22 protein-coding genes are annotated in these 24,383 nt (G+C 42.3%); 10 read left to right on the forward strand and 12 right to left on the reverse strand.

The window, feature by feature from the left end; genetic code table 11:
- Positions 1-1,116 carry a pyruvate dehydrogenase (acetyl-transferring) E1 component subunit alpha gene (gene pdhA / locus I2484_RS01275; RefSeq protein WP_207149199.1) on the reverse strand — a complete coding sequence of 372 codons (1,116 nt, stop codon included), beginning with the start codon at positions 1,114-1,116 and terminating at the stop codon, positions 1-3.
- 266 nt (positions 1,117-1,382) lie between these two features.
- Positions 1,383-2,024: a YkyA family protein gene (locus I2484_RS01280; protein WP_207149200.1), complete on the reverse strand. Its 642-nt coding sequence runs from the start codon at positions 2,022-2,024 to the stop codon at positions 1,383-1,385.
- Positions 2,025-2,160: 136 nt separating this feature from the next.
- Between I2484_RS01280 and def the strand changes: the two genes are divergently transcribed.
- The 3 genes from def to rnjA all read left to right on the forward strand — a co-directional run bounded on the left by def (position 2,161) and on the right by rnjA (position 5,155).
- Positions 2,161-2,718: a peptide deformylase gene (def, locus tag I2484_RS01285; protein WP_207149201.1), complete on the forward strand. Its 558-nt coding sequence runs from the start codon at positions 2,161-2,163 to the stop codon at positions 2,716-2,718.
- Positions 2,719-3,275: 557 nt separating this feature from the next.
- Positions 3,276-3,485 (forward strand): DNA-dependent RNA polymerase subunit epsilon, encoded by a 210-nt coding sequence (locus I2484_RS01290; RefSeq protein ID WP_207149202.1) that lies wholly within the window; start codon positions 3,276-3,278, stop codon positions 3,483-3,485.
- 2 nt (positions 3,486-3,487) lie between these two features.
- Positions 3,488-5,155, forward strand: coding sequence for a ribonuclease J1 (gene rnjA, locus I2484_RS01295; protein ID WP_207149203.1), 1,668 nt, complete (start codon positions 3,488-3,490; stop codon positions 5,153-5,155).
- A gap of 55 nt (positions 5,156-5,210) precedes the next feature.
- On the opposite strand, the gene I2484_RS01300 is transcribed toward rnjA, so the two are convergent.
- From I2484_RS01300 to I2484_RS01315, 4 genes are all read right to left on the reverse strand, one after another.
- Positions 5,211-5,870 carry a potassium channel family protein gene (locus I2484_RS01300; RefSeq protein ID WP_207149204.1) on the reverse strand — a complete coding sequence of 220 codons (660 nt, stop codon included), beginning with the start codon at positions 5,868-5,870 and terminating at the stop codon, positions 5,211-5,213.
- Positions 5,871-6,360: 490 nt separating this feature from the next.
- Positions 6,361-6,813 carry a TlpA disulfide reductase family protein gene (locus I2484_RS01305; protein ID WP_207149205.1) on the reverse strand — a complete coding sequence of 151 codons (453 nt, stop codon included), beginning with the start codon at positions 6,811-6,813 and terminating at the stop codon, positions 6,361-6,363.
- A gap of 84 nt (positions 6,814-6,897) precedes the next feature.
- Positions 6,898-7,440, reverse strand: a complete 543-nt coding sequence (locus tag I2484_RS01310; protein WP_207149206.1) for a peroxiredoxin — start codon at positions 7,438-7,440, stop codon at positions 6,898-6,900.
- A gap of 197 nt (positions 7,441-7,637) precedes the next feature.
- Positions 7,638-7,961, reverse strand: coding sequence for a hypothetical protein (locus tag I2484_RS01315; protein ID WP_207149207.1), 324 nt, complete (start codon positions 7,959-7,961; stop codon positions 7,638-7,640).
- Between the two features lie 72 nt (positions 7,962-8,033).
- Between I2484_RS01315 and I2484_RS01320 the strand changes: the two genes are divergently transcribed.
- The 7 genes from I2484_RS01320 to I2484_RS01350 all read left to right on the forward strand — a co-directional run bounded on the left by I2484_RS01320 (position 8,034) and on the right by I2484_RS01350 (position 15,643).
- Entirely contained in the window at positions 8,034-9,488 is a 1,455-nt protein-coding gene (locus I2484_RS01320) for a hypothetical protein (RefSeq protein WP_207149208.1), read from the forward strand.
- A gap of 204 nt (positions 9,489-9,692) precedes the next feature.
- On the forward strand, positions 9,693-10,235 hold the full coding sequence (locus I2484_RS01325) for a helix-turn-helix domain-containing protein (protein ID WP_207149209.1): 543 nt from the start codon (positions 9,693-9,695) through the stop codon (positions 10,233-10,235).
- Positions 10,236-10,252: 17 nt separating this feature from the next.
- Positions 10,253-11,359, forward strand: coding sequence for an ABC transporter ATP-binding protein (locus I2484_RS01330; RefSeq protein WP_207149210.1), 1,107 nt, complete (start codon positions 10,253-10,255; stop codon positions 11,357-11,359).
- Positions 11,349-12,173, forward strand: coding sequence for an ABC transporter permease (locus I2484_RS01335; RefSeq protein WP_207149211.1), 825 nt, complete (start codon positions 11,349-11,351; stop codon positions 12,171-12,173). Before I2484_RS01330 ends, I2484_RS01335 begins: the two co-directional genes overlap by 11 nt.
- Positions 12,157-12,957 carry an ABC transporter permease gene (locus I2484_RS01340; protein ID WP_207149212.1) on the forward strand — a complete coding sequence of 267 codons (801 nt, stop codon included), beginning with the start codon at positions 12,157-12,159 and terminating at the stop codon, positions 12,955-12,957. The genes I2484_RS01335 and I2484_RS01340 overlap by 17 nt, the downstream gene beginning before the upstream one ends.
- Positions 12,954-14,027, forward strand: a complete 1,074-nt coding sequence (locus tag I2484_RS01345; RefSeq protein WP_207149213.1) for an ABC transporter substrate-binding protein — start codon at positions 12,954-12,956, stop codon at positions 14,025-14,027. Before I2484_RS01340 ends, I2484_RS01345 begins: the two co-directional genes overlap by 4 nt.
- Before the next feature lie 422 nt (positions 14,028-14,449).
- A complete protein-coding gene (locus tag I2484_RS01350; protein WP_207149214.1) occupies positions 14,450-15,643 on the forward strand; it encodes an MFS transporter in 1,194 nt (397 codons plus the stop codon).
- Between the two features lie 236 nt (positions 15,644-15,879).
- Here the strand turns inward: I2484_RS01350 and I2484_RS01355 are convergent, their stop codons facing one another.
- Genes I2484_RS01355 through I2484_RS01380 form a run of 6 tightly spaced genes read right to left on the reverse strand, consistent with a single transcriptional unit; the run spans position 15,880 to position 24,383 of the window.
- Positions 15,880-18,477 carry a VWA domain-containing protein gene (locus I2484_RS01355; protein ID WP_207149215.1) on the reverse strand — a complete coding sequence of 866 codons (2,598 nt, stop codon included), beginning with the start codon at positions 18,475-18,477 and terminating at the stop codon, positions 15,880-15,882.
- The gene (locus tag I2484_RS01360; RefSeq protein WP_207149216.1) at positions 18,461-20,224 is read right to left on the reverse strand and encodes a VWA domain-containing protein; all 1,764 of its coding nucleotides are present in this window, start codon (positions 20,222-20,224) and stop codon (positions 18,461-18,463) included. Before I2484_RS01360 ends, I2484_RS01355 begins: the two co-directional genes overlap by 17 nt.
- Positions 20,225-20,238: 14 nt before the next feature.
- A complete protein-coding gene (locus I2484_RS01365) occupies positions 20,239-21,111 on the reverse strand; it encodes a DUF58 domain-containing protein (RefSeq protein ID WP_207149217.1) in 873 nt (290 codons plus the stop codon).
- Entirely contained in the window at positions 21,108-22,103 is a 996-nt protein-coding gene (locus I2484_RS01370) for an AAA family ATPase (protein ID WP_207149218.1), read from the reverse strand. The genes I2484_RS01365 and I2484_RS01370 overlap by 4 nt, the downstream gene beginning before the upstream one ends.
- A 21-nt stretch (positions 22,104-22,124) precedes the next feature.
- Entirely contained in the window at positions 22,125-23,516 is a 1,392-nt protein-coding gene (locus I2484_RS01375; protein ID WP_207149219.1) for a hypothetical protein, read from the reverse strand.
- Between the two features lie 15 nt (positions 23,517-23,531).
- Complete coding sequence (locus I2484_RS01380; RefSeq protein ID WP_207149220.1) at positions 23,532-24,383, reverse strand: ABC transporter permease; 852 nt, start codon at positions 24,381-24,383, stop codon at positions 23,532-23,534.

The raw sequence follows: 24,383 nt of genomic DNA on the forward strand, positions 1-24,383 counted from the left end.
TTACTTCGACTCCTTCTCTGTGTAAATGGCAAGCTGTTCTTGCAAGTTGTATGGTAGCTCGCCTTTGTACATGATGTTGATAAAATCGCTCACTTTTTGTTTAGGAGCTGCATCTGCTATTTTGATTGCTTCTTTAATTTCTTCTTTAGCACGTTCAATTACTGCGTTTTCTGCTTCTTCATTCCAGATACCTTTTGCTTCGAGGTATGTACGGAAACGGATTAGAGGATCACGTTTTTCCCACTCGCTGTCTGTTTCTGAAGTCCGGTAACGCGTAGGATCGTCTCCTGCCATCGTGTGTGGTCCGTAGCGGTAGCAAAGTGCCTCAATCAGTGTTGGTCCATCGCCATTGATCGCGCGCTCGCGTGCATCGCGTGTAACCGCATACACCGCAAGTGGGTCCATACCGTCAACAAGAATACTTGGTATTCCTGCTGCAATACCTTTTTGTGCAAGCGTTTTTGCAGCTGTTTGCATTTCACGTGGAGTCGAAATCGCAAATTGGTTATTCTGAATGATGAAAATCGCTGGAGAACGATATGCTCCTGCAAAGTTAATCCCTTCATAGAAGTCACCCTGCGATGTTCCGCCGTCACCTGTGTATGTCAGAGCAACTGCTTTCGTTCCGCGTTTTTGGAAGCCAAGTGCAATACCTGCTGCTTGAATATATTGTGCACCAATAATAATTTGTGGTGGGAATACATTGACACCTTCAGGAATAGCGCCCCCTTGGAAGTGGCCGCGTGACCATAAAAATGCCGTAGCTAATGGTAATCCGTGGAATAACATTTGTGGTACGTCACGATAACCAGGGAGGATGAAATCCTCTTTTTCTAATGCGAACTGAGAAGCTAGTTGTGAAGCTTCCTGTCCTGCTGTCGGTGCGTAGAATCCTAGACGCCCTTGACGGTTCAATGAAATTGAACGTTGATCCAAAATACGTGTATATACCATGCGTGTCATTAATTCGATAAGTTCTTCATTAGATAAATTCGGATCTGCATCCTTATTGACGATTTCGCCTTCTTCGTTCAAAATCTGGAACATTTCAAACTTTTCTTCAATCGCGTGAAGTATTTCCACCGGATCGAACTGCTTGTCTTTTTTTGCAGCCATTTCGGCAACTCTCCTTTATAACTGTATTATGAACCATTAGTGTATTGATTGGTACAATCCATTCCCTTCATAGTATATCTAATCAGAACTGAATGGTCAAACATAGTAATCGCAGGTCTCACTGCAGTTAATAGCTAGTAGAATTAATAGTTAACACCAATCTGTATTAGCACAATAAGTCGCCTGTATTATAATAGAGTACCATTTTCCAATACTTTATAAGTATAAAAAAAGGCAGTGAATTTACTCTCCTGCCTAGCTACTGCTTATTTTTCTTGCTGTAAACCGGAAATAGTGTCGTCCTTCAACACATTCACTTTAACCGTTGCATCATTAAAAGAGATAACCGCAAATTGGACTACCTCATTCTGCTCATTCACTTCTCCGACTTTATCCTTCAATCCCTCCAGTTCAACGCCTTCAGCAATCAGTATTCCGTATAACTCCTTTTGCAGGCTGGTAAGTTTTTTATATTCAACAACGAAAGCTGAATGGAGCTCATAGCGTTTAGTAACCGCTTTTTTTAGTTCTTCTATATCTTTTCCAACATTACCATCGACTTGTTCTATGATTGCATCGAGCTCGTCTACGAATTTACTTGCTTTTCTTACAGACTTTACTTCTCCTTCTATAAGAGTAAGTCGTTTTACCAGCAATTCTTCAAGTTCAGTTACCTTTATTTCCAGTTCATCAAACTGTTTTTGCGTCAATTCCATAGTCTGATTAAATATTTCCTGTTCCGATTTTTCAAGCTCCGTCAATTCAGCTAGCGCATCCTGATACACGTGTTCAGCATTATTCATTTTTGTTAAAGTAACTGACAGTTGATTTTCAATCGACGAGTCAGAATTACATCCAGAGAGCACCAGAGTTACTGATAATAGGAATCCCATACTAATTTTCTTCAAGATTGCTAACCTCCAATTTCCCTCTACACTATAACGTTTTACATTTCACTATTCAACTTCGCGATCAATTTCTTTCACCCCTATTCACATTCGTTTATACTATTGAGTAGAGTAAAGTCGAAAGGAAGATTGCACGATGATTTTAATGGAACATATTGTCAGGGACGGGCACCCCGCTCTCCGCGCACGAGCCGAAGAATTAAGTTTCCCATTATCCCAAGTTGACCGAGAACTCTGCGAAGATTTGATGGGATATGTTATCAATAGCCAAGATCCGGAACTTAGTGAAAAATTCGACCTCCGCCCCGGAATCGGCCTGGCCGCACCACAATTGGACAAATCAAAAAGAATATTTGCGCTGCATATTACAGACGACGTTCAGCAAGCAATTAGTTTTATTGCTGTTAACCCAAAAATCGTCAGTCACTCTATCGAAAAAACCTATCTCCCTTCAGGTGAAGGCTGCCTGTCTGTGGATCGCGACGTAGAAGGATATGTACCTCGCTATGCACGGATTACAATTAAAGCATACGATGCCGATGGGAATGAATTCAAAAAAAGATTGAAAGGACTTGCCGCTATTGCTTTTCAACACGAACTTGATCACTTGAATGGCGTCATGTTCTATGACCATATTGATAAAGAAGTACCTTTTAGGGATATCCCCGGTGCTACTCCCCTTGTGCGCGATTGAAGCTAGTACCAGTTCCTCGGCACCGGGGTACATATTTAAACCTAGCTGCTGTCACAATTTGAAGGGCACAAATGGTGTCAGTAACGGGTACAATGCATTTTTTCCACGTTACTAGAGATTTCTTTATTCAAGGAATTTGAGCGAAGGCGCCTTTCTAGTGGTAGCCGAAGCGATAAGACCGGCAGTCGTTTTCTGACGGGCTTATCGTGGGAGGCATCCACAAAGCGCCGAAGCGAGTTGAACGGAATCTTTGTGTCCTACATGCTCCTAGAGACTATTCATTGTGTCGTGATTGCTTGGACCTTTCTGCTATACCGAAATTCCTTCTTGACAAAATGTTCTGACTTTAGTATAATGATTTCGAGGAGTGATGTCGCCATGTACAAACGCCTAAAACGAAAATGGTTGAAACGGCTAAATGGCATACTCGGAAAAAAAACTATCGCTTAATTATGTTAAGTCCGCCATCAAATTGGTGGGCTTTTCTTTATTTTAAACAAGTGTCATGCTAATATAAAGAGAATCAGTTCAAACGAACGTAAAAAGGAGAGCAAACGATGATTTATAAAATTTATTATCAAGATAACTTGCTTCAAATTCCAGTCCGTGAAAATACAAAAAGCATGTACATCGAAGCGGATTCGGAAAGGGCAGTCCGTGCGAAGTTGAAAGACCGTGCTTTTAACATTGAATATATCCAACTTCTTGAAGGTGTTCATCTTGAATACGAACAGGCTGCACCCTATTTCGAGCTTGAAGAGGTTTAAACATGAAATCTATTAAAAACAATGAAACAGCCGTTTTCGCTTTAGGCGGACTAGGTGAAATCGGCAAAAACACATATGGTGTACAATTCCAAGATGAAATTATTTTAATTGATGCGGGTATTAAATTCCCCGATGACGCATTACTCGGTATCGACTACGTCATTCCGGATTACACGTATCTTGAACGAAATGTGGACAAGATTAAAGGCCTATTTATTACACACGGTCATGAAGATCATATTGGCGGTATTCCTTATCTACTTCGCAAAATTAATGTTCCAGTATACGGCGGAAAACTCGCACTTGGACTTTTGCGTAATAAACTGGAAGAGCATGGTCTGTTACGGACTACGAAGTTGATTCCATTTGGGGAAGATGACGTATTCAAGTTCCGTAAGACAGCGGTATCATTTTTCCGGACCACACACAGTATTCCAGATGCATTCGGTGTTGTAGTTAAAACACCTTCCGGTAATATTGTTCACACAGGTGACTTCAAATTCGATTTCACACCAGTTGGGGAACCAGCAAACTTAACGAAGATGGCGAAAATCGGTAGCGAAGGAGTACTTTGTCTGTTATCGGATAGTACAAATGCTGAAATTCCTAACTTCACAATGTCTGAACGAAAAGTCGGCGACAGCTTGAATGAGATTTTCAGAAAAGTCGAAGGCCGTATTATATTTGCAACATTCGCATCAAATATTCATAGACTGCAACAAGTGATTGAGTCTGCCCAGGTATTGGGTCGTAAAATTGCGGTGTTCGGTCGTAGCATGGATAATGCCATTACAATCGGGCGTGAACTGGGTTACATCGATGCACCGAAAGAATTATTTGTCGATACACAATCATTGAATAAGCTACCAGCCAACAAAGTATTAATTCTTTGCACAGGTAGTCAAGGGGAACCGATGGCTGCACTTTCACGTATTGCAAACGGTACGCATAGACAAGTTCAAATCCATCCTGGCGATACGGTGATTTTCTCGTCTTCACCAATTCCAGGCAATACACTTAGCATTAATAAAGCCATTAATGCTCTATTCCGTGCAGGTGCTGATGTGCTTCATGGTTCTTTAAATAATATCCATACTTCCGGTCATGGTTCGCAGGAAGAACAGAAATTGATGATCAGATTAATCAAGCCTAAATTCTTCATGCCGATTCACGGTGAGTATAGAATGTTGAAAATCCATACAGATCTTGCCGTCTCATGTGATGTTCCTCGAGAGAACACATTCATCATGGGGAATGGTGATGTACTCGCTCTTACACAAGATGAAGCGCATCTTGCAGGCCGCATTCCTTCCGGGGATGTCTATATTGACGGAAGCGGAATCGGGGATATCGGCAGCGTTGTTCTGCGTGATCGCAGAATTCTGTCTGAAGATGGTCTTGTAATTGTTGTGGCAACAGTGGATCTAAAGCGCAATCGTGTCGTATCGGGACCAGATATCATTTCCCGTGGATTCGTTTATATGCGTGAATCTGGTGCAATGATTCACGAAGCACAACAGATGCTATCCAAACAGATGCAGCGCAAGCTTGCAAGCTCGCCCGCAGATTTCGATGCTCTAAAAAGTGAAATCATTGATGTTCTCGGACCTTATTTATATGATAAGACGAAACGTAAGCCAATGGTGCTTCCTGTTATTATGGAAGTGTAATAAGGGCAAAAAAAATATCCCGTCGCGCTCAATACAGCGTGACGGGATATTTTTATTAATGTAAAGCTTTCTTTTCAAACTTATGAATTTCCTCATCCGATCCAATGACAATCAAGATATCTTCAAGTCGGATTTTTTCAATCGCTTGAGGGGATACAAGAATATGCTTACCCCTTTTGATGGCAACAATATTGACACCATATTTGGCCCTGATGTCCAAATCAATTAATGTAGAACCAACGAGTTTATCATTCGCCTTTATTTCCGCAATAGAATACTCATCTGACAATTCTAGATAATCGAGTATATTATTCGATACCATATTGTTCGCAATTCTGATTCCCATATCACGTTCGGGGTGTACTACCTGGTCAGCTCCGATTTTACGCAATACTTTCTCATGGGAATCATTTTGAGCTTTCACTGTGATTTTTTTTACGCCGATTTCTTTCAACATAAGTGTCGTCAAAATACTTGCCTGGATGTTTTCGCCGATCGCAACGACTACATGCTCGAAATTTCGGATACCAAGTGATCTGAGAACAGACTCATCAGTCGTATCTGCCGCTACCGCCTGTGTGGCAATGTGAGCATATTCATCCACTCTATCTGATGAAATATCGATTGCCATGACATCAGCATCGAGTTCAATTAACTCTCTTACGATACTCCCCCCAAAACGACCCAACCCAATCACCGCAAATTCCTTTTTCATAGAGCACCCTCCCCTATCCAAGTACTGGATTCGATTAGTGTATCATACTGAATTAGCACGCTCAAATATTCGCCGATTACTTAGGTCACAGAACAAAACGCAAGCGCCTGTACAGCCCCGACAGAGAAAGTCAGCTTAGGTTCGCGACTTCCTAAGCAATAAGGAGGAATGAAATTCAATCCATCCCCACTGTATGACCTACATCGTGTGGCCCAGGAGCTAGGCGCTGTAGTCTAGACGTAAGCAAAAGCTCAAGACGCCGTTTTAGCCCGGACAAGTAGGAGGGAGACAGAGCAATCCCTCCCCGCTGGGAAATGGATGGTAATGGCGCACTTTGCCCTTGTCGTCAATTCTGAAGCGACTCGAGTGGCTGGCGTCTTGAGTCTAGACGAAAATCACTACGTTACAACTTATCCACAGTGCCAGATTTCATAATTTCCTAGGAAATTAAAAATACCCGATGTCGCAAATGCGTAATCGGGCTGATTTCCTACTCTTTTTTCATTTCATCTAGCACGCGGTTAACACGCTTTTCAAGCATTTTCATGCCTCCGCCGCCCGCTTGGAAATGACGTAACTGTCCGTCTTTATCAAATACATAATAAGCCGGAACGTATTGGTTATCGAATTTATCTGTGAGTATCGCTTCACTATCGACAAATATCGGTTGCGTAATGTCGTGTTCAGCCGCTACTGATGTGATTTGAAGTAGATCTAAATCGTCTTCGGAACGTGGCATATGGACTGCGATGACGTTTAAATCATCTTTATATTTGTCTCTAAATTCATTGACTTCAGGCATTGCTTCCTTACATAAGTGACAGCTGACAGACCAAAAATGGATCAGCGTTGGTTTTTCACCAACCAATTCCTCTCTTGTTCTTTCTCCATTCAACCATGCTGTTGCACCTACAAGTTCCGGTAATTGTTCACGTAGTTTCATGCTTTTTCCTCCTTCATTTTTCAAAAAAATCCCCACTGCTAATATATGCACGGGGACTTCATTTGATATAATTTCAACTGTTACTTATAGTGTCTTCTGACCAGGTCTCCAGTTAGCCGGGCATAGTCCGCCAGTTTGAAGAGCTTGAAGCACGCGCAATGTTTCGTCTACATCACGGCCAATATTGTTGTGGAATACTGTTTGGTACTGAAGTTCACCTTCAGGGTTGATGATGAATAGACCGCGTAGTGCGATACCTTCTTCTTCAATCAACACACCATAGTCGCGTGAAACTTGGTGGTTTGTATCAGCTGCCAGTGGGTATTTCAACTGCTCTAGGCCGTTATTTTTACGGTCTGTGTTGATCCATGCAAGGTGCGTATGGATTGTATCCGTAGATAGACCGATAATTTCTGTATCCAAATCTTCGAACTCATCATAACGATCAGACATTGCTGTAATTTCCGTTGGACATACAAATGTAAAGTCCATTGGATAAAAGAATAATACTGTCCATTTATCGTTTTTCATATTTTCTTGAAGGCTTACTTTACCAAAAGATTTATCTGCTAGTACCGCATCCAATGTGAAATCTGGTGCTTGCTTACCTACCATACGGTTAATCATTAAATAACCCCTCCACTAATTCTTTTGTGCCAGGACATCCCCTGCACAATCCTTATCAAGACTAACAAAAAATTGGCCTCATTTCAAACAGAGCGCCTTGTCCAAACAGCGCTCTGTTTAATATGTGGCAATTCCATGACGTATATACAGTCATTATGTTTACCCTTCTCCCAATTAAGGGAAAAGGGTTATAAGTGTTATTTACAATTAGAAGGTTTCGCTGGTCGCGCTAGGCAATATTCACAGGTTGGATCACTACAAGAGCTCTCACGCCATTCATCGCACGATGGGCAAAATATGGAATCGTGTTCGTCATTATAATCTAATGGATCAAGGCAGATTCTGCAGTGATTGGGCAGTTCTACTAAATTACGGATCTTTCCATTTTTCATAAGAAAGATGCCTTCGATTTCTTTTTTATCTCTCCTCAGATCACCAATTGATTCCCAACTAAGTCCGAGGTCTTCCATTGTCCATTTACGGTCATCAGGATCCAAATAAAAAACTTTCTTTTTTCCCAATCAAAGCCCCCCTTTATTCGCTATATTGTACCATAAAACGCCAAAATTTCAATTGATGAAGGATGAACGAAAATGCAGAAAACTATTCCAATTACTAAACTTGACATTCAACAAACGCATATGTCTTTTACTCTTCCTTTAAGATATGACAGTACGAGAATGGATGACCTTGCGCTAACACTCAAGGCAAATGACTATTCTTTTTTTCAGATAGACAAGCCTTTAATTGAAAGTAGCGTCAACGTAGATGAAATCCCTGTTAATGAAAAAGAACTCAAACAGTATTTTCTCCCCTATATCGAAGACAAACTTTTTCCTGCTTCGTTACATGAAAATGGATTTCACAGGTTTACAAAGTCTATCATGAAACGCTTTGAATACAAACTTAGAGATACGAATATACCTTTCGTTATCCAGAGTGTCAATCTAATACTCGGCCCTTTCGACATTGCTTTTTTAACTGTCAAAGTTGAATTAGATTGTCCCAGAACTGAACTTGCAGATGTTCTTGATTTCATGCATCATTTCAGGGCAGTAGAACCTCAATTAGCAGAGGAACAAGGTATGGTAATAGTCTGTCCTGACAATGGAAGTATTTTATCTGTTCGACATCTACTGTTTGAATGTCTCTGTCCCTTTTTGGAAAAATTCATCTTGCACGATGATAAGTCGAATAGCTATTCTGGCTCTCTACCTTATTTTGAAGATAAGAGGATGTATGTTACTGCTTTCCTTTTCAGCCAGCAAGATTCTCTTATTACAGATGATCAATTGTATCGAATGGGTGCTTTGGACGGTAGATTACCAAATGGTCATCTATTCATATCCGCTAATAATCCTGACTATATCCAACGTTCTCTGAATCAATCACTTCACGATAGATGGGCTCCCAACAGGTATACAGTTATAACTGAACATGCATTTGTAACAGTAACAAACTGCTTGCCTAACGATATGTCCAGGGAACTTTCACAATACACGGGTACTCATTATTATAATTTTATTCTCCACTACTTTTATAAGATTATGTTACTGCGAGTGTCTTTCGAATATAGTCAAATCGAATGGGGAAAAGATGAGGAATATGTAAAATCACTGATTAAGTTCATCACGCTATTTTCAGCCGGCTATTATTCACAGGAAGTGAGTACACGTTCAGAAGGCAAAGAACTCTCGCATATGTTCCGACAAGCATTCAATATCGATTGCCTTTACAAAGAAGTGAATACAACTTTGCACGAACTGTACAAAAGCCAAGAAAATCATGCTTCCGACAAGATGAATATGCTTCTTTTCATTCTCACTATTTTCACCGTCATTTCTGGAATTTATGGCATGAACCTCGTTATTGAAGACTGGGAATCCCCTTCAGGCTGGCGGGAGTTTTCCTCCTACACGTTTTTTGAGTGGATATCACTTGTCACTGCACTGAGTGGTATCGGTCTTTCTGCATATTTAGTTGTTACTACATTTGGCAAGATGATGATGAGTAAACTGCGCCGAAAGAAATCAAAGTCTCGTATGTGAAAATGACCGGTTCCTCTTTTTTTAATAAGAGGTTAATCCGGTTTTTATTTTTTATCAACCACGCCATTTATAGAAGTGGGAGACTTCTGCTGAATGAAATTAAAATAACGCTTGATTTCCGCTTAATATTTTGTATAATTAGAAGGGTTTTCAGTAAACTTCAAGTATAGTATTACTAAACTCCATTACGTTAGGGGGATGTCCGTGGAGATTGGAAGTAGGATTAAAAGCCTTCGCTTAAAAAAAGGGCTCACTCAGGAAGAACTTGGAGAACGGACTGATTTAACGAAAGGGCATATTTCACAGTTGGAACGTAATTTGAACTCCCCTTCGATTGAAACGCTTTTCGCATTATTAGAAGTGTTAGGAACAACACCTAAAGACTTCTTTGACGAACCCAAGAAAAATGTACAAGTCGTCTACTCGACTGATAATCAGACAATCCATACGGATGATGAGATGAAATATAGCATCCGATGGTTAGTGCCCAGATCAAATGAGAATGAAATGGAACCTGTCCACATCACATTTCACGCACAGGGCGAATTCAAAAAGTTCGAGCCATCTCTTGCAGAAACATTTATATACGTCTTGAAAGGAAAAGTCGCTGTTGTAATTGGCAAGACTCAGCACATCGCTTCAAAAGGTGATGCAGTCTACTATGACGCATCCGAGCATCACTGTTTATCAAATGCATTCAACGGAACGAGCGAAATACTGCTCGTCGCGACGGAATCTTACTTATAAAGAAAAGGAGTGTCAACATGACGACTCAGCCAATTATTCGATTCGAAAATGTTACAAAGAAATATAATCATGATACAACTGTATTGAACAGTGTTTCCTTTGAAATGGAACGTGGGAAATTTTACACATTACTAGGCCCATCAGGTTGTGGGAAAACGACAATCCTTCGTCTCATCGCAGGTTTTATCGAACCCACAGACGGGACTATTTTCTTCAATGGTAAAAAAATCAACAACGTACCTGCCAATGAACGACAAGTAAACACGGTTTTTCAAGATTATGCGCTGTTTCCGCATTTGAATGTTTTTGAAAATATTGCATTCGGATTGCGTATTAAGAAAGTGAAACAAGACGAAGTCAAACGTCGTGTTATTGAAGCACTGAAATTCGTCAATTTGGAAGGCTATGAAAATCGGGAAATCGCAGAAATGTCAGGTGGGCAACGTCAACGCGTCGCCATTGCACGTGCAATCATCAATGATCCAGAAGTTATTTTACTGGATGAGCCGCTATCAGCACTCGATTTGAAACTGCGTTCTGAAATGCAATACGAACTTCGAGAATTACAGCAACGTTTAGGTAAAACGTTCGTATTCGTTACACATGATCAGGAAGAGGCACTTGCAATGTCCGATGAAATTTTTGTCTTGGATGCAGGTGAAATCCAACAATCAGGAACTCCACTCGATATTTATGATGAACCTATCAACCGTTTTGTCGCTGATTTCATTGGCGAGTCTAACATCGTTCCAGGCATAATGATTGAAGATTTTGTCGTTCAATTTACCGGGAAGACATTTGAATGTGTAGACGAAGGGCTAAATCCAAATGAAAAAGTTGATATCGTCATCCGTCCAGAAGATTTGGAACTCACAACTGTCGATAAAGGTAAACTAAACGTGACAGTTGATACCCAATTATTCCGCGGTGTTCACTACGAGCTATCCACATACGATGCCGATGGCAATGAATGGCTTGTGCATTCAACTAAAAAAGCAGAAGTCGGTGTAACAGTCGGACTCGATTTCGATCCGGAAGACATTCATGTCATGCGCTTAAACGAATCTGAAGAGGAATTCGACGCTAGACTTGAGGCATATGGGGTATCGGATAATGAACAATAAACCGCTACGCCCGCTGTACACAATACCGTATACAGCATGGATTCTGCTTTTTGTCATAGCGCCGATTGCACTTATCGTTTACTATTCATTTTTTGACTTAGCGGGCCATTTCACCTTGGACAACTATATAAACTTTTTCTCTTCTGTCTATTTGAAACTAACTATCAGTTCATTTTGGTATGCGTTTCTTATTACGTTATTCACGTTGCTGTTTGCCTATCCAACCGCTTATTTTCTGACAAAAACGAAGCATAAGCAACTATGGCTTTTGCTCATTATTATTCCATCTTGGATAAATCTTCTCCTAAAAACATACGCGTTCATTGGCCTTTTCGGACTTTATGGTCCAATAAATGCATTGTTAGAAACGGTTGGTATCGGCAGCCAGCAAATTCTATTCACCGATTTCAGTTTCGTTTTCGTATCCGTTTATATTTTCATCCCGTTTATGATCTTACCGATTTTCAATTCACTTGATAAACTAAATCCAGCGCTTATCGACGCGTCACATGATCTCGGTGCTAATTCATGGACGACATTCAGACGTGTCATATGGCCTTTAACGTTAAACGGTGTTAAATCTGGCATACAAGTTGTTTTCATCCCTGCCCTGTCGCTGTTCATGATCACTCGACTGATTGCAGGTAACAAAGTCATTACACTTGGAACCGCGATTGAACAACAATTTCTTGTCACGCAAAACTGGGGAATGGGTTCAACCATCGCCGTATTCCTAATTTTATTTATGTTTATCATCATGTTGATTACGAGCAGTAACGATAGGGGGACGACAATCAATGGAAAAACTAAGTAAGCTTCCAAAAATCTACTTGGTAGTCGTGTTCATTATTTTATATGCTCCGATTTTCTACTTGATTTTTTACTCGTTCAATTCAGGTGGCAATATGTCCAATTTCGAGTCATTTACGCTTGAGCACTACGCAGCAGTTTTTGAAGATACACGGCTGATTGTTATTTTAATCAACACAATTGTCGTCGCGCTATTGTCTGCACTCATCTCTACCGCAATCGGTGTGCTCGGTGCATTGTCTATTGTTTTCATGCGCAATAAAGCGATGCGTAATGCCGTGTTGTCACTCAACAACATTTTGATTGTTAGCCCGGACGTTATCATTGGAGCATCTTTCCTAATTTTATTTACAATGATTGGCGTCAAGCTTGGATTTGCTTCCGTACTTATTTCGCATATTGCCTTCAGTATTCCGATTGTTGTCATTATGGTTCTGCCTAAGCTACAGGAAATGAGTCCAACGCTAATCGATGCAGCACTCGATCTTGGGGCTTCAAAACGCGACGTCTTGACACGCGTTATAATTCCATTTATTAAGCCGGGAATACTTGCAGGGTTCTTCCTCGCATTGACGTATTCTCTAGATGATTTTGCCGTAACATTCTTCGTCACTGGAAATGGGTTCTCCACGCTTTCTGTTGAAATTTATTCAATGGCACGCGCTGGTATTACGTTGACAATCAACGCATTGTCGGGACTTATTTTCCTAGTAACAGTTATACTTGTTCTTGGCTATTACACCATTAGCCGTAAAACCAAAGCACCGCTTTCGGGGGTGAAGAAATGAAAGGTATTTTACGTGGTGCCATAGTGATTATTATTATTTCCGCTATTTTACTGCTCATAAATAGCAAGTTAAATGAAGGCGGAGGAAGTGCCAACAAGAACTCGATCACCATATATAACTGGGGTGAATACATTGACACTGATTTACTCAAACAGTTCGAGCAAGAAACAGGCATCAAAGTCACGTATGAAACGTTCGATTCAAATGAAGGAATGATGGGTAAAATTGAACAAGGTGGCACATCATACGACATTTCTATGCCTTCAGAATATATGATTGAAATGATGAAGGAAAAAGATTTACTGCTACCACTCGACTACAGTAAGATTCCAAACGTCAAAAATATCGATCCTTATTTTCTCGATTTACCATTTGATCCTGGCAATAAATATTCACTGCCTTACTTTTGGGGGACAGTCGGGATTGCATACAATTCTTCACTTTTAGAGGGACAGACATTTGAAGAATGGGATGATTTATGGAACCCGACTCTTACGCAACAAGTTATTCTAGTCGATAGCGCACGCGAAACAATCGGAATGGGGCTAAACTCATTAGGCTATTCATTGAACTCCACCGATATGGACGAATTGCGTGAAGCGACAGATAAGTTGAAAACACTTAGCCCTAATATCAAAGCCGTCATTGGGGATGAAGTGACGCAACTGATGATTAACGGAGAGGCTGCCATTTCACTTACATGGTCTGGTCAAGCTGCAGATATGATGTATGAAAACGAGGATATCAATTATATCGTTCCTGAAGAAGGTTCAAATTTGTGGTTTGATAATATGGTTATTCCACGCACTTCAAAAAATATCGAAGGTGCTCATGCTTTTATCAACTTCATGCTCGATGCTGAAGTTGCGGCACAAAATGCCGATTACGTCGGCTATTCCACACCGAATTTAGCAGCTCTCGACCTGATGGATCCTGAAGTGACTGAAGATGAACGTTTCTATCCCGATGAAGAAACGCGCAATCACCTTGAAGTATATAGAAATCTCGGGCTTGAGATGCTGGGCCATTATAATGAATTGTTCCTGGAATTTAAAATGGATATGAAGTAAGAATGTGATCTATATAATCAGCACTTAACAAATAGACTGCTCTTCCAACACCGCTTTGTCGCTTGGTGATGGCCTTACGCAATAAGCCCGTCAGAAAATCACTAGGGAGGGATTGAACTACATCCCTCCTAGGTCTTATTGCTCCGGCGCCTGCAGGATGCGGGTGTGCAGCCTTTGCCGCAGGACGCGGCGATATTGGGCTGCCTTTCATTAGTGTCGCTCCTTCGCTAGATTTGTTCGTTATACTAGTGAGGTTTACCACCTAGTTAATTATAAATAAATAGTGCCGAATATAAAGACGACTTTCGCACATGCGGAAGTCGTCTTTTTTTTTTGTACACAAGTCGCAAACAAGGTAACCACATACAGATTGTGGTACTATACTTTAGTGACACGAAACAGTTTGGAAAGTTGGGATACTTATGGCAGTCAAATCTACTAATTTTGCCTTATACGTTTTAATGTTCAATATGTTCATTGCCATGTCAGGCATCGGTCTTATCATTCCAATTATGCCTGAATATCTGGGCACATTTGGCGTTGCTGGCCAGGCTCTCGGCTTTCTGATTGCAATGTTCTCATTTTCTCAATTTATCTTTTCACCAATCGCCGGCGATTTATCCGATAAACATGGTCGCAAAAAGTTGATTATTATAGGATTAATCATTTTTGGTCTATCACAACTTGCATTCGGACTCTCCACCGAATTATGGATGCTGTATGCCTCACGATTCTTTTCTGGTCTTGGCTCTGCATTTATCGTACCGCCTATGATGGCATTCGTTGCCGATATTACAACTTACGAAAACAGAGGAAGAGGAATGGGTCTACTAGGCGCTTCCATGTCGCTAGGATTTATGATTGGACCTGCAATCGGCGGATTCCTTTCAAAGGTTAGCTTACAATTCCCTTTTTATATTGCAACAGCAGCTGCCCTAACGGCGGCGGTTATCTCCATTTTCGCATTACCGAACCCAACGCCGCGTAGCGCAGACAAACCTGGAAGTGAGACAAAGAGGGAAAATCTTTTCAAGCAGATGAAACGCTCTGCGAAAACTCCTTACTTTGTTATGCTAATTGTTATGTTTGTCTTTTCATTCGGTTTGGCTAACTTTCAATCTACAATCTCACTTTACGTAGATCATAAATACGGCTATACACCTGCTCAAATCGCCATCATCATTACAGTTGGAGGATTTGTTGGAGTGATTGCTCAGACATTCGTCATCAATAAACTGTTCAATCGATTTGGAGAAATGCGCGTCATTCAGGTAAATCTTATTATTGCAGCTTTTGCAATGCTTGGTATCGTATTTGTCAATTCTTTCTTTATGATTCTATTCGTAGCAACGATTTTCTTCACTGCCACATCACTCCTGCGCCCTGCAGTTAATACACTCGTTTCGAAACTCGCTGGTGAAGAACAAGGTTTTGCAGCGGGCATGATGACTGCATACATGAGCCTCGGAAATATGATTGGACCTGCACTTGCAGGTATATTATTCGATATCAATATCATCTATCCATATATTATCGGCACAGTCATCCTACTCATCAGTTTTGTCATTGCATCTTATTGGGCAAAACGAAACGGAGCTTTACTTACTGGTCTATAAACATTTTTAATAAAGCCCCATCACACCAGATAGATTCCAGTGTGATGGGGCTTTTTCGGATGTAACAGTGACCGTCCGTGTCGTTATGACCGGCATGGAGCTTGTTATGCTCGCCACCGATGTAGTTATGACCGCCATGAAGCTTGTTATGACCGCCACTCGTAAAAACCTTTACAAATACAGCCACCACAAGTGTGGAATCTCTCGTTCCACTTATAAAGATGATATCTTTCTAATCATCTCTTCTTCTTCGCCTTCAATAATTCAGAAATACTCTCCCCTGCTGTCGATGTCTCCTTGACTACTTGTTCGCGTACTACACGTTTCTTCGTAAGCCCTTTGAACATACCGAAACGGCGCAATGTAATATCGATAAAGAACAAAATCATCGAGGCTAAAATTAGCCATTCTGAAATCCGTATCTTTTCACCACTTGTAAAAGGATGATCGCGGAATGCTTCTGTCGGTTCTTCCAACACTTTTCCACCTGTTCGTTCAGCAATTTTAGTCATCAGTGCTGCGTTCGGAGCTGCCGGTTTATATTCATCGCTATACGGCACCGAAAGACCAGCTTCGAACAATCCGCCTTTATCATCCGAAACTCCGAAAAATACAAGACCCGGTTTAGCATCAACAGTTACACGTACTTTACCGGGAGCAAGTGGCTCTGAGGTAAATGGCACTTCTTTCCCCGCTTCATCCACGACGGCTATGTCGAGGAATGCTGCCTTACGAGAACTGTCTGTCACCGTATAGGTGCCGCCTCTTTCATGCGTGATAATATAAGGGACTTCCTCATAAGACGGCAGTAATCGTGCCACCGCGGTATTCCAAAACTCTGGGTAGCCGCCCCATCTTGCTAAGTCCCCCGTCCACTTCCCTGTTGAATCAGATGTGAATGCAACTGTCCTGCCAAGCCCATACATCCATTCAGCAATGACAGGGTCATCTTTATGACTAAGCCCCGCAATCGTTGCTGTAGTCTTCGCAGTCGTCGCAATATAGGCATTCATTTGCGGAACCCCTTCGCTAAACAAAGACGTCCATTCAGGAATTCCACCCAGCGTCATATAAAACGGATTATCCTCGATATATGTCCGCGTCATCATCGATGTTTCTCTAGCCAGTATTGCCGGTACTGTCGACTCATCGACCACATCGTAAAACCGTCCACCACCATTTTCCGCAAGATCTTCTAATAGCGACCAGTCCGCATCTGAACCGATAGCAACCGTCGACATCGTAATATTATTTTTTCGGCCTTCCTCAATCACCTCTTCATAATCTGAAGGCATCGGTGATTGGCCATCTGTCATTAAAATGATATGTTTCCTTTGTAGCTTTAAATCTGCAAGATCATCATATGCTTTTTGCATGCCAGGAAAGATGTCCGTCCCCCCACCCGCTGGAACGGAGAGGATTTGTTCGACTGCATCCTTCTTATCTTCCAGCTTACCGATTGGAATGACTTCCCATACTTGATCGTCAAATGCAGTGAATCCAAATGTATCATCATCACGGAGAAGCTCTACCGACCGGGCAGCCGCTTCTCTTGCCAAGATGATTTTTGAACCGGACATACTTCCCGACCTGTCCATAACAATCATTAGGCCGAGCGAAGGAAGTGATTCTTTTCCTTTCACTTCCATCTCAACTGGAAGAAGCCGTTCGATTGGAGACTTGAAATAACCGCCAAGCCCGAAACTTTCTTCTCCTCCGACCATCATGAAGCCTGTACCAAAGTTTTTCACGACCTGTTCAATGACCGTCATCTTATCTTCACCAACGACATGCCCTGGCACATTATCAAAAATAATTGCGCCGTAGCCTAGATAACCCGACAGCGTTTCCGGTAATTGTTCCGCATCGACAACATCTACAGTCATTGAGTTTTTATCAAGAAGTGTTGGGATGACTGATGGATTACGGCTCGTCTGAACAACGAGAACACGCGGGGAACGCTCCATCATCGTGACGGAGAGCATTCGGTTGTTTTCTAAAAAGCTATCATCCGATACAAGGAGTTTGGCTTCGTATTTTAGCAGCCCGCTCCCGGTTGCCGATGTCCGAAATGAAAAAGTGTTCTTACCAGGCTCAAGTGTAACCGGTTCTTTGATAATTTCCTTATCATTTTGATAAATGAGCAGTTCACCAGTAGTTCGAGTAGATGATTCCACTTCAACTTGTAGCAGCTGCTTCTCGCCTTCATAAGCGGTTAGTGGCGTATCAAAAATAGAAATTGAGGCGTCTGCATTGCCTGGTCGTTCAAGCAATACAGTGTCAATGCTAACACGACCTTCATTATATTTAGGCAATAATTCTTCGACCTTGTCCTCCGTTTCCAAACCATCAGATAGTAACACGATCCGAGTCGCACTATTCTTTTTAGCCACTGCAGCTGCAAGATCAATCGCTTTCGCAATGTCGGTTGCACCTTTTGGTTCCATCTGTCCAATTACCGGAAGCGCTACGTCTGCATCCGTCAGCTGTAAATCTGTTCGGAACGCCTCTGCGAATGAATACAGTCCAACTGACTGATTCTCTTGACGGCCTTTCAAACTTTCTGTAATCCATTTATCCGCCATATTCCCAGCACTTTCAATAGATACAGAGCGGTCCACGACAAATAAAATTTGTTCTTTGTCTGCACGCAGCGTCACAAAAGGAGTTGCCAGTGCAAAGATGAGAGCAGCAATCGCAGTACATCTCAGGACAAAGAGAATGGTCCCTTTTCCAACAAGCCGCATGCCCGATGATTTCCATGTATACGCCATATAGAGCGCAATTGGAATGAACAATAAAAGCCATAATGGCTGATCAATTCGGATATCCACGTCTTCTTTGCACCTCCCATTCAATTAGTAGAAGAAACAAAAGTGGCACGAGGAATAACCAACCAATCCTATTTTTCCCCTCTTCATTCCCTTTCCCATTTTCCGTGTGCCCGATTTTATAGGATGAGCCCTGATCCAACTCTTTTTCTGAACGCTCAAGCTGAACAGCAAACATCTTTTCGATTCCTCCGTCCAACGCTTTGTAAATACCCGGACGTGTTGGCGCGATGAAACTCGAGCCATCCGCAATTGTCGTGACATATTCATCATCTATCGTATAGATTTCCAGTCCATTCTCTGTTCCACCTGAAAGAACCGCTTTGCGTTCATTCGGCACAAATAATCCTAAAGAATCGGTTTCAGAACGCAACAATTCAGCGGAACTCCAAACAAATAACGGGTAGGATGGGTGTAGTGGCCAATCGGTGAGTTCAATATCAGCAAGTACGACAATGTCGCCACGCTTCGATTTTTGGATGAACGGTTTATCCCCCACAGTTGCGATTGTCGTATACGATTTAAATGGCGGATACAAAGCACTTACGTATATGTCACTAATATCTGCAATCGTAAACAGTGGATCTGAGGTATTTCTTACTGCGCCTGCAACTGGTTCAGTGGATTTATCATTCCTTCCAATGATTATCACCGGCTTAGTTCCCTTTTTAAGGAATGATACATCGTTTGTCACGATAATGGACCTGTCCTGAGCTGCAAGCATTTCAGTCGTAGAACCGGTCGTAACGGTTAATCCCGCAGCCTCAAATGCTCGCTTTACCAACTCATGCAATTGCCCGTCGACAACAGCTTCCCCTGTCTCATTACCTAATAAGACGAATGCCGTATTATCAGCTTCATAATCATCCTCTACAACGATTTCGGCACGCAACGATTTACTTTCGGGTAATTCCTTGAACGATAAAAGTGCTTCTTCCCCACCTTCAATCGAAAAAGTTTCATCTATCAATGAGTTACCGGTTAGTAGATCCTTAATATGTACGGTTCCAGTTTGAGCATCAGCGGAATCATTGGTAATCCTGATAATGGCTTCCGTTCCTTCAGACGTCTTGACCGCTCCGAATTTATCGATAGATACATTGACTTTAGGTATTTCTTCACCATGAATCGTCCACGCGACGGCGCTTTCGCCTTCAGAAAAAACGGCTCGATCTAGCGAATCCGTATAAATATGGATAGCAGCACCACCTGTTGCGGTGATTGACTTTGCGAACTCAATCGCCCGTTCCATATATTCATGCTCATATGTAACGGCTAATTTGTCGATAGCGGTCGTGATTGCTTCACCGTCTGTTTCCTCTCGTATGACGATAATTGGCTCTTTCCCAGTCGTCATAATTGTAATTGGTTCTCCCGGGAGACCCGCGACAAGTTTCTTCATTGCTTCCTGATTGCGCGCAAATAGTGAAGTTCCTTCATTGCTAGCAAGCATAGTCGCAGACGTGTCCACTAGTAGAATAGTATGACCACCGACCGCCTCTTCTTTAGTAAGATATGGTCCTACTAAAATAAATACTAAAAGTAGAAGTGCCGCCATTTGCAGATAAAACAAGGCATTCCGCTGCAAGTTTTTCAAGTAAGGAGACACTCGTGTTTCCCGCATCGATTGTTCCCAGAACAATGTCGATGATATCGTTGTCGTTTCGTAGCGTTTCCGGAAAAAGTAATAGAGTAGGACGGCCAATGGAAAAACCACCGTCCAACCATTCACTAACTTATCAAATCCCACTTAGCCGCCTCCATCTATCGCACCCATCCTGCGTGGCGCATTTTTTTTGTTACGGTTTCCATGACCCCTTCAGCAACTTCTGCACGAATAAGTTGAATACCGAATTTGCGGGCAAGCGCTATCATTTGTGCTTCATGTACCGATTTCTTTTCCAGGTAATCTTGGACCGCACGCCTCGTCATGGTTACTTCAATTCCGTCACCGCTCTCGATGTCTACAAATCGGATATCTCCTTCGTAATTAGGTGCTTCTTCCGCTTTCGAATGAATCGTTACAACACGTACATCACTGCAAATCCCAGGAAGACGACGGAAAAGATGTTCCCACTTTCCGACCACTTCAAGTCCATCAGTCAGGATGAACAACACCGTTACTGCTTTTGGAATAGACGCAAGTGCTCGGTCAGTGAATTTTTCTGTTGACCCCGGAGCGTCAATCCCCGAAATGAATTTCGTCACTGAAGCCCGATGCGCAGCCCCTTTCTTTCTAAAAAAGTAATCCTGTCCATCAGTCCACGTGGAAAATGACAGCGTATCTCCACTTTTAAGTGCTAACTGCCCAAGCGCAATTGCCAGTTGACGGGCATAATTCCATTTTCCATCTGCCCCCATGGACTTCGTTGGGTCGAGTAAAATATGGATGCGCATCTCTTGTTCATCAAGAAACTGCTTAATGTAAGGCTTGTCCGTTCGTGCATAGACATTCCAGTCGATATGGCGCAAATCATCACCCGGATGGTATTCCCGGAAATCAGAGAAATCAAGGGAAGAACCGGTCTTTCTTGAGCGATGTGTCCCTTTATGATGCCCAAGACGGCCTGACCGAGATAGAATCGATAATGCGCCAAGCCTCTTCGCTAACCCGTTAGGAAATAGTTCACCATTCATTGCACCGATGCTCCTTGCCGGACTTCTTCAAGCAACTTAACAATCAAACCATCTACGTCAACGCCCTCTGCTTCCCCCTCATAGTTGATGAGAATGCGATGACGTAACGCAGGTTTAGCAACTGTCTTAATATCTGCAATGGATACATGATAGCGACCTGACAAAAGCGCACGTGCTTTGGCGAGTCTGATAATTGACTGAAGTCCCCGCGGACCGCTTCCATACTGGACATATTTTGCCCAGTCATCCGAAGAACCGCTGTTGTTGTGGGTTGCTGAAACAAGATCGACCGCGTAATTAATCATTTCATCCGCAATAACGACTTCTTTGACCATTTCTTGCGCCATAACAATTTCTTCTGCATCCATTACTTTTTGAATTTCGATATGTTGCGATCCCGTTGTACGCAGAATAATCTCCTTCAGTTCTGATTTCGCTGGATACGGCAAAATTATTTTACAAAGAAAACGGTCCATCTGTGCTTCCGGCAAAGGATAAGTTCCTTCCATCTCAATCGGGTTCTGCGTTGCAAGAACGAAAAATGGACGTGCCATTTGTCGTGTCTCTCCCAGTACCGTTACTGTTTTCTCACCCATCGCTTCAAGCAAGGCGCTTTGCGTTTTCGGCGTAGCTCGGTTAATTTCATCCGCCAGTACCATCTGGCTAAAAATCGGACCTTCTTTAAAAGCGAAGCGCTGCATCCCTTCTTCATTGCGTTCCAAGATGCTTGTCCCCGTTATGTCAGCCGGCATTAAATCAGGCGTGAATTGAATTCGTGAAAATGACAAATCGAGCACTTCTGAAATCGTTCGAATTAGCATTGTCTTTCCAAGACCGGGCAGCCCCTCCAACAGTGCGTGCCCATCTGCCAAAATCGAATAGAGAGAAAACTCGACCGCTTCCTGCTGGCCAACGATGAATTTCCCGATTTCCTCCTTAACTAAAACTAGTTTCCCGCTCATTTCTTCAAACTGCTCTGGTGTAAATGGCATACATACACTCCCATTCTGTCTTCATTCGATTGAGGAAAAGTAATCAGAGAGGATGTGCTGCAAATCTGGCGGCAGCTTCATCTTATCCGCACTCTTCAGGTAAGAATCTTTATAATCTCCAACAACTTCTTTGTAAGGACGGATTGTTCCTTTGTCAACTGGACCCTCTGTTTCGCGTTCCTCGATGAAATCCCCTTCACCAAGTTCCCCTCCAACAACGGACGAATCTCCTTTTTTACCTACACGGTCATTCGGAATTGAAAGGAGACTCCTTCCTCCCGAACCTTGACCGGCACCGGATCCTCCTTGGCCTTGGCCTTGGCCTTGGCCTTGACCTTGACCTTGACCTTGACCTTGACCTTGACCTTGACCTTGACCTTGACCTTCGCCTTGACCTTGACCTTGACCTTCGCCTTCGCCTTCACCTTCGCCTTCGCCTTCACCTTGACCTTCGCCTTCGCCCTGGCCTTGGCCTTCGCCAGTTCCTTCAGATGTCCCCGGTTTTGTGTCACTCGCTGTTGCCGATGAATTATTCCCTGAACTTGCAAGCGCGGGTAGTGCGGGTGCTTTACCGATTTCATTCAACGCGCTATGTGCTTCCCCTGCATTTTGCGCAAGTATATCCGAAAGTTTCCCAAGCTCACCAAGTTCCTTTTCTTCCGCATCGCTTATCGAATCAGCAGGATCACCAGATGTCTTAGCTAACTCTTTTTTGTCTACTAGACGCTGTTCTTGCAATCGTAATTCCTTCTGTTTCTTAACAAGTTCCTTCAATGCCTCTTCCGACGTTTCCGCTTTCAAAAGCTTTTCAGCGAGTTCCAACAATTCCTTTTTCACTTTAGGAAGTTGTTCCTTTTTAATCAGATCTTGCACTTCTTTTTTCATCTCTTCAATAATCTCTTTTTCCTTTTCAATCGCTCCCGCTTCCAACTGCGCTTCAGATGGGAACGATATTAATAGGGCAAGACAAGCAGATACAATAATGAACCCACCTAGCATTTTTGGATTTACATACCGTTTCTCCCTTTTTTTAAACAGCTCAAATGCATCCGCCACTTTTGACTCGGCTGCAACAATGATTGCAGGAGCAAGATGTGTTTCATTGACCTTGACATCCATCGCTGTTATAAGAATATTATCTGCCATAAATTCGTCAAGCTGCCGTACCGCTTCATCGTTCTTGTATCTTTTGTAGTTAATGAAAACAATTGTCGCAATGAGTAGCAATATAGCCCCGCCAAGCGCGATACGTCCATAATAAGGAAGGACAAATAGTCGAGAAGCGACGACAATAAGGACCGCGAAAAGGGTGGCAGCAAACATTCCAGTTTGCACCGTATAGATTGTTTTTTCAAAACGCAGCCGGTACAAAGTAGCCCGTATATATTTTTTCAATAATGATTTCCTTTCCATTCGCCCACCTCCCTATTATTTTGAACGTTTCATATTAACTCGTAGTTTTTTTACTGAAATTAATAGTGAAATAACCGTTAGTGACAAATAGAAAATAAGATAGCCAATCCAAATCGGGAATTTCACTTGCGTCATTTCCGAAATACTATCCCCCATTCCCTGCGAAAGGAATGAAGCGAAAAGAATCGCCGGATTTATTGACGCGAGAATATGCCCGAGGTATGAAGTTGTCGGCGCACCTGTTCCCGTGTGATTGAACGCTGTCATTTGCAGTACAATCAAGAATATAAACCCGGTGACGACCGATAGGAACAGCATTGTTCCATACGTTGCAATCATCGAAACAATCGTCCGGCGAATGAGCGTGGAAAACATAACACCCACACTGCCAATCGCAAGAAGCGTTACAAATAAGAACAAGAACACTTTAACAAAGTCCAATGGAGAAATACCGCCGAATAAGAACACTAAACTATAGACCGGTAATCCCGCCACAATGAGCAACAACAGGAAAGCAATTGACGACGACAACTTTCCTGAAATGATTTGAAATGAGCTTTGTGATGTCGTCAATAAAATTGACAATGTTTGTTTTTCTCTTTCCGAACTGATTGCTCCAGCTGTCAAACCCGGTGTGATGAATAACACAAGTCCTAGTTGGATAAATGCCAACAGCCCAAACAAGATGAAACTTTCACTAGGTCTGAAATAAGACGTCCCTGACACCGTCATTGTCGCATAGATGAAACCAAAAACAAAAATACACATTGCTATCAAGTAGAATAGGATACCTATGAAGCTTTTGGGTGATCGAAATCTTAATTTCAATTCTTTAAAGAGGACCGGATTATTGAAATTCATTTTCAT

It is taken from the genome of Sporosarcina sp. E16_8, assembly GCF_017347095.1.
Taxonomy (GTDB): Bacteria; Bacillota; Bacilli; order Bacillales_A; family Planococcaceae; genus Sporosarcina.

Bases quoted from the DNA above. Each gene is read 5' to 3' on its own strand.
- pdhA (WP_207149199.1), bottom strand. From the start codon at position 1,116: ATGGCTGCAAAAAAAGACAAGCAGTTCGATCCGGTGGAAATACTTCAC.
- def (WP_207149201.1), top strand. From the start codon at position 2,161: ATGATTTTAATGGAACATATTGTCAGGGACGGGCACCCCGCTCTCCGC.
- I2484_RS01290 (WP_207149202.1), top strand. From the start codon at position 3,276: ATGATTTATAAAATTTATTATCAAGATAACTTGCTTCAAATTCCAGTC.
- rnjA (WP_207149203.1), top strand. From the start codon at position 3,488: ATGAAATCTATTAAAAACAATGAAACAGCCGTTTTCGCTTTAGGCGGA.
- I2484_RS01300 (WP_207149204.1), bottom strand. From the start codon at position 5,870: ATGAAAAAGGAATTTGCGGTGATTGGGTTGGGTCGTTTTGGGGGGAGT.
- I2484_RS01305 (WP_207149205.1), bottom strand. From the start codon at position 6,813: ATGAAACTACGTGAACAATTACCGGAACTTGTAGGTGCAACAGCATGG.
- I2484_RS01310 (WP_207149206.1), bottom strand. From the start codon at position 7,440: ATGATTAACCGTATGGTAGGTAAGCAAGCACCAGATTTCACATTGGAT.
- I2484_RS01320 (WP_207149208.1), top strand. From the start codon at position 8,034: ATGCAGAAAACTATTCCAATTACTAAACTTGACATTCAACAAACGCAT.
- I2484_RS01330 (WP_207149210.1), top strand. From the start codon at position 10,253: ATGACGACTCAGCCAATTATTCGATTCGAAAATGTTACAAAGAAATAT.
- I2484_RS01335 (WP_207149211.1), top strand. From the start codon at position 11,349: ATGAACAATAAACCGCTACGCCCGCTGTACACAATACCGTATACAGCA.
- I2484_RS01340 (WP_207149212.1), top strand. From the start codon at position 12,157: ATGGAAAAACTAAGTAAGCTTCCAAAAATCTACTTGGTAGTCGTGTTC.
- I2484_RS01345 (WP_207149213.1), top strand. From the start codon at position 12,954: ATGAAAGGTATTTTACGTGGTGCCATAGTGATTATTATTATTTCCGCT.
- I2484_RS01350 (WP_207149214.1), top strand. From the start codon at position 14,450: ATGGCAGTCAAATCTACTAATTTTGCCTTATACGTTTTAATGTTCAAT.
- I2484_RS01365 (WP_207149217.1), bottom strand. From the start codon at position 21,111: ATGAATGGTGAACTATTTCCTAACGGGTTAGCGAAGAGGCTTGGCGCA.
- I2484_RS01370 (WP_207149218.1), bottom strand. From the start codon at position 22,103: ATGCCATTTACACCAGAGCAGTTTGAAGAAATGAGCGGGAAACTAGTT.
- I2484_RS01375 (WP_207149219.1), bottom strand. From the start codon at position 23,516: ATGGAAAGGAAATCATTATTGAAAAAATATATACGGGCTACTTTGTAC.
- I2484_RS01380 (WP_207149220.1), bottom strand. From the start codon at position 24,383: ATGAAAATGAATTTCAATAATCCGGTCCTCTTTAAAGAATTGAAATTA.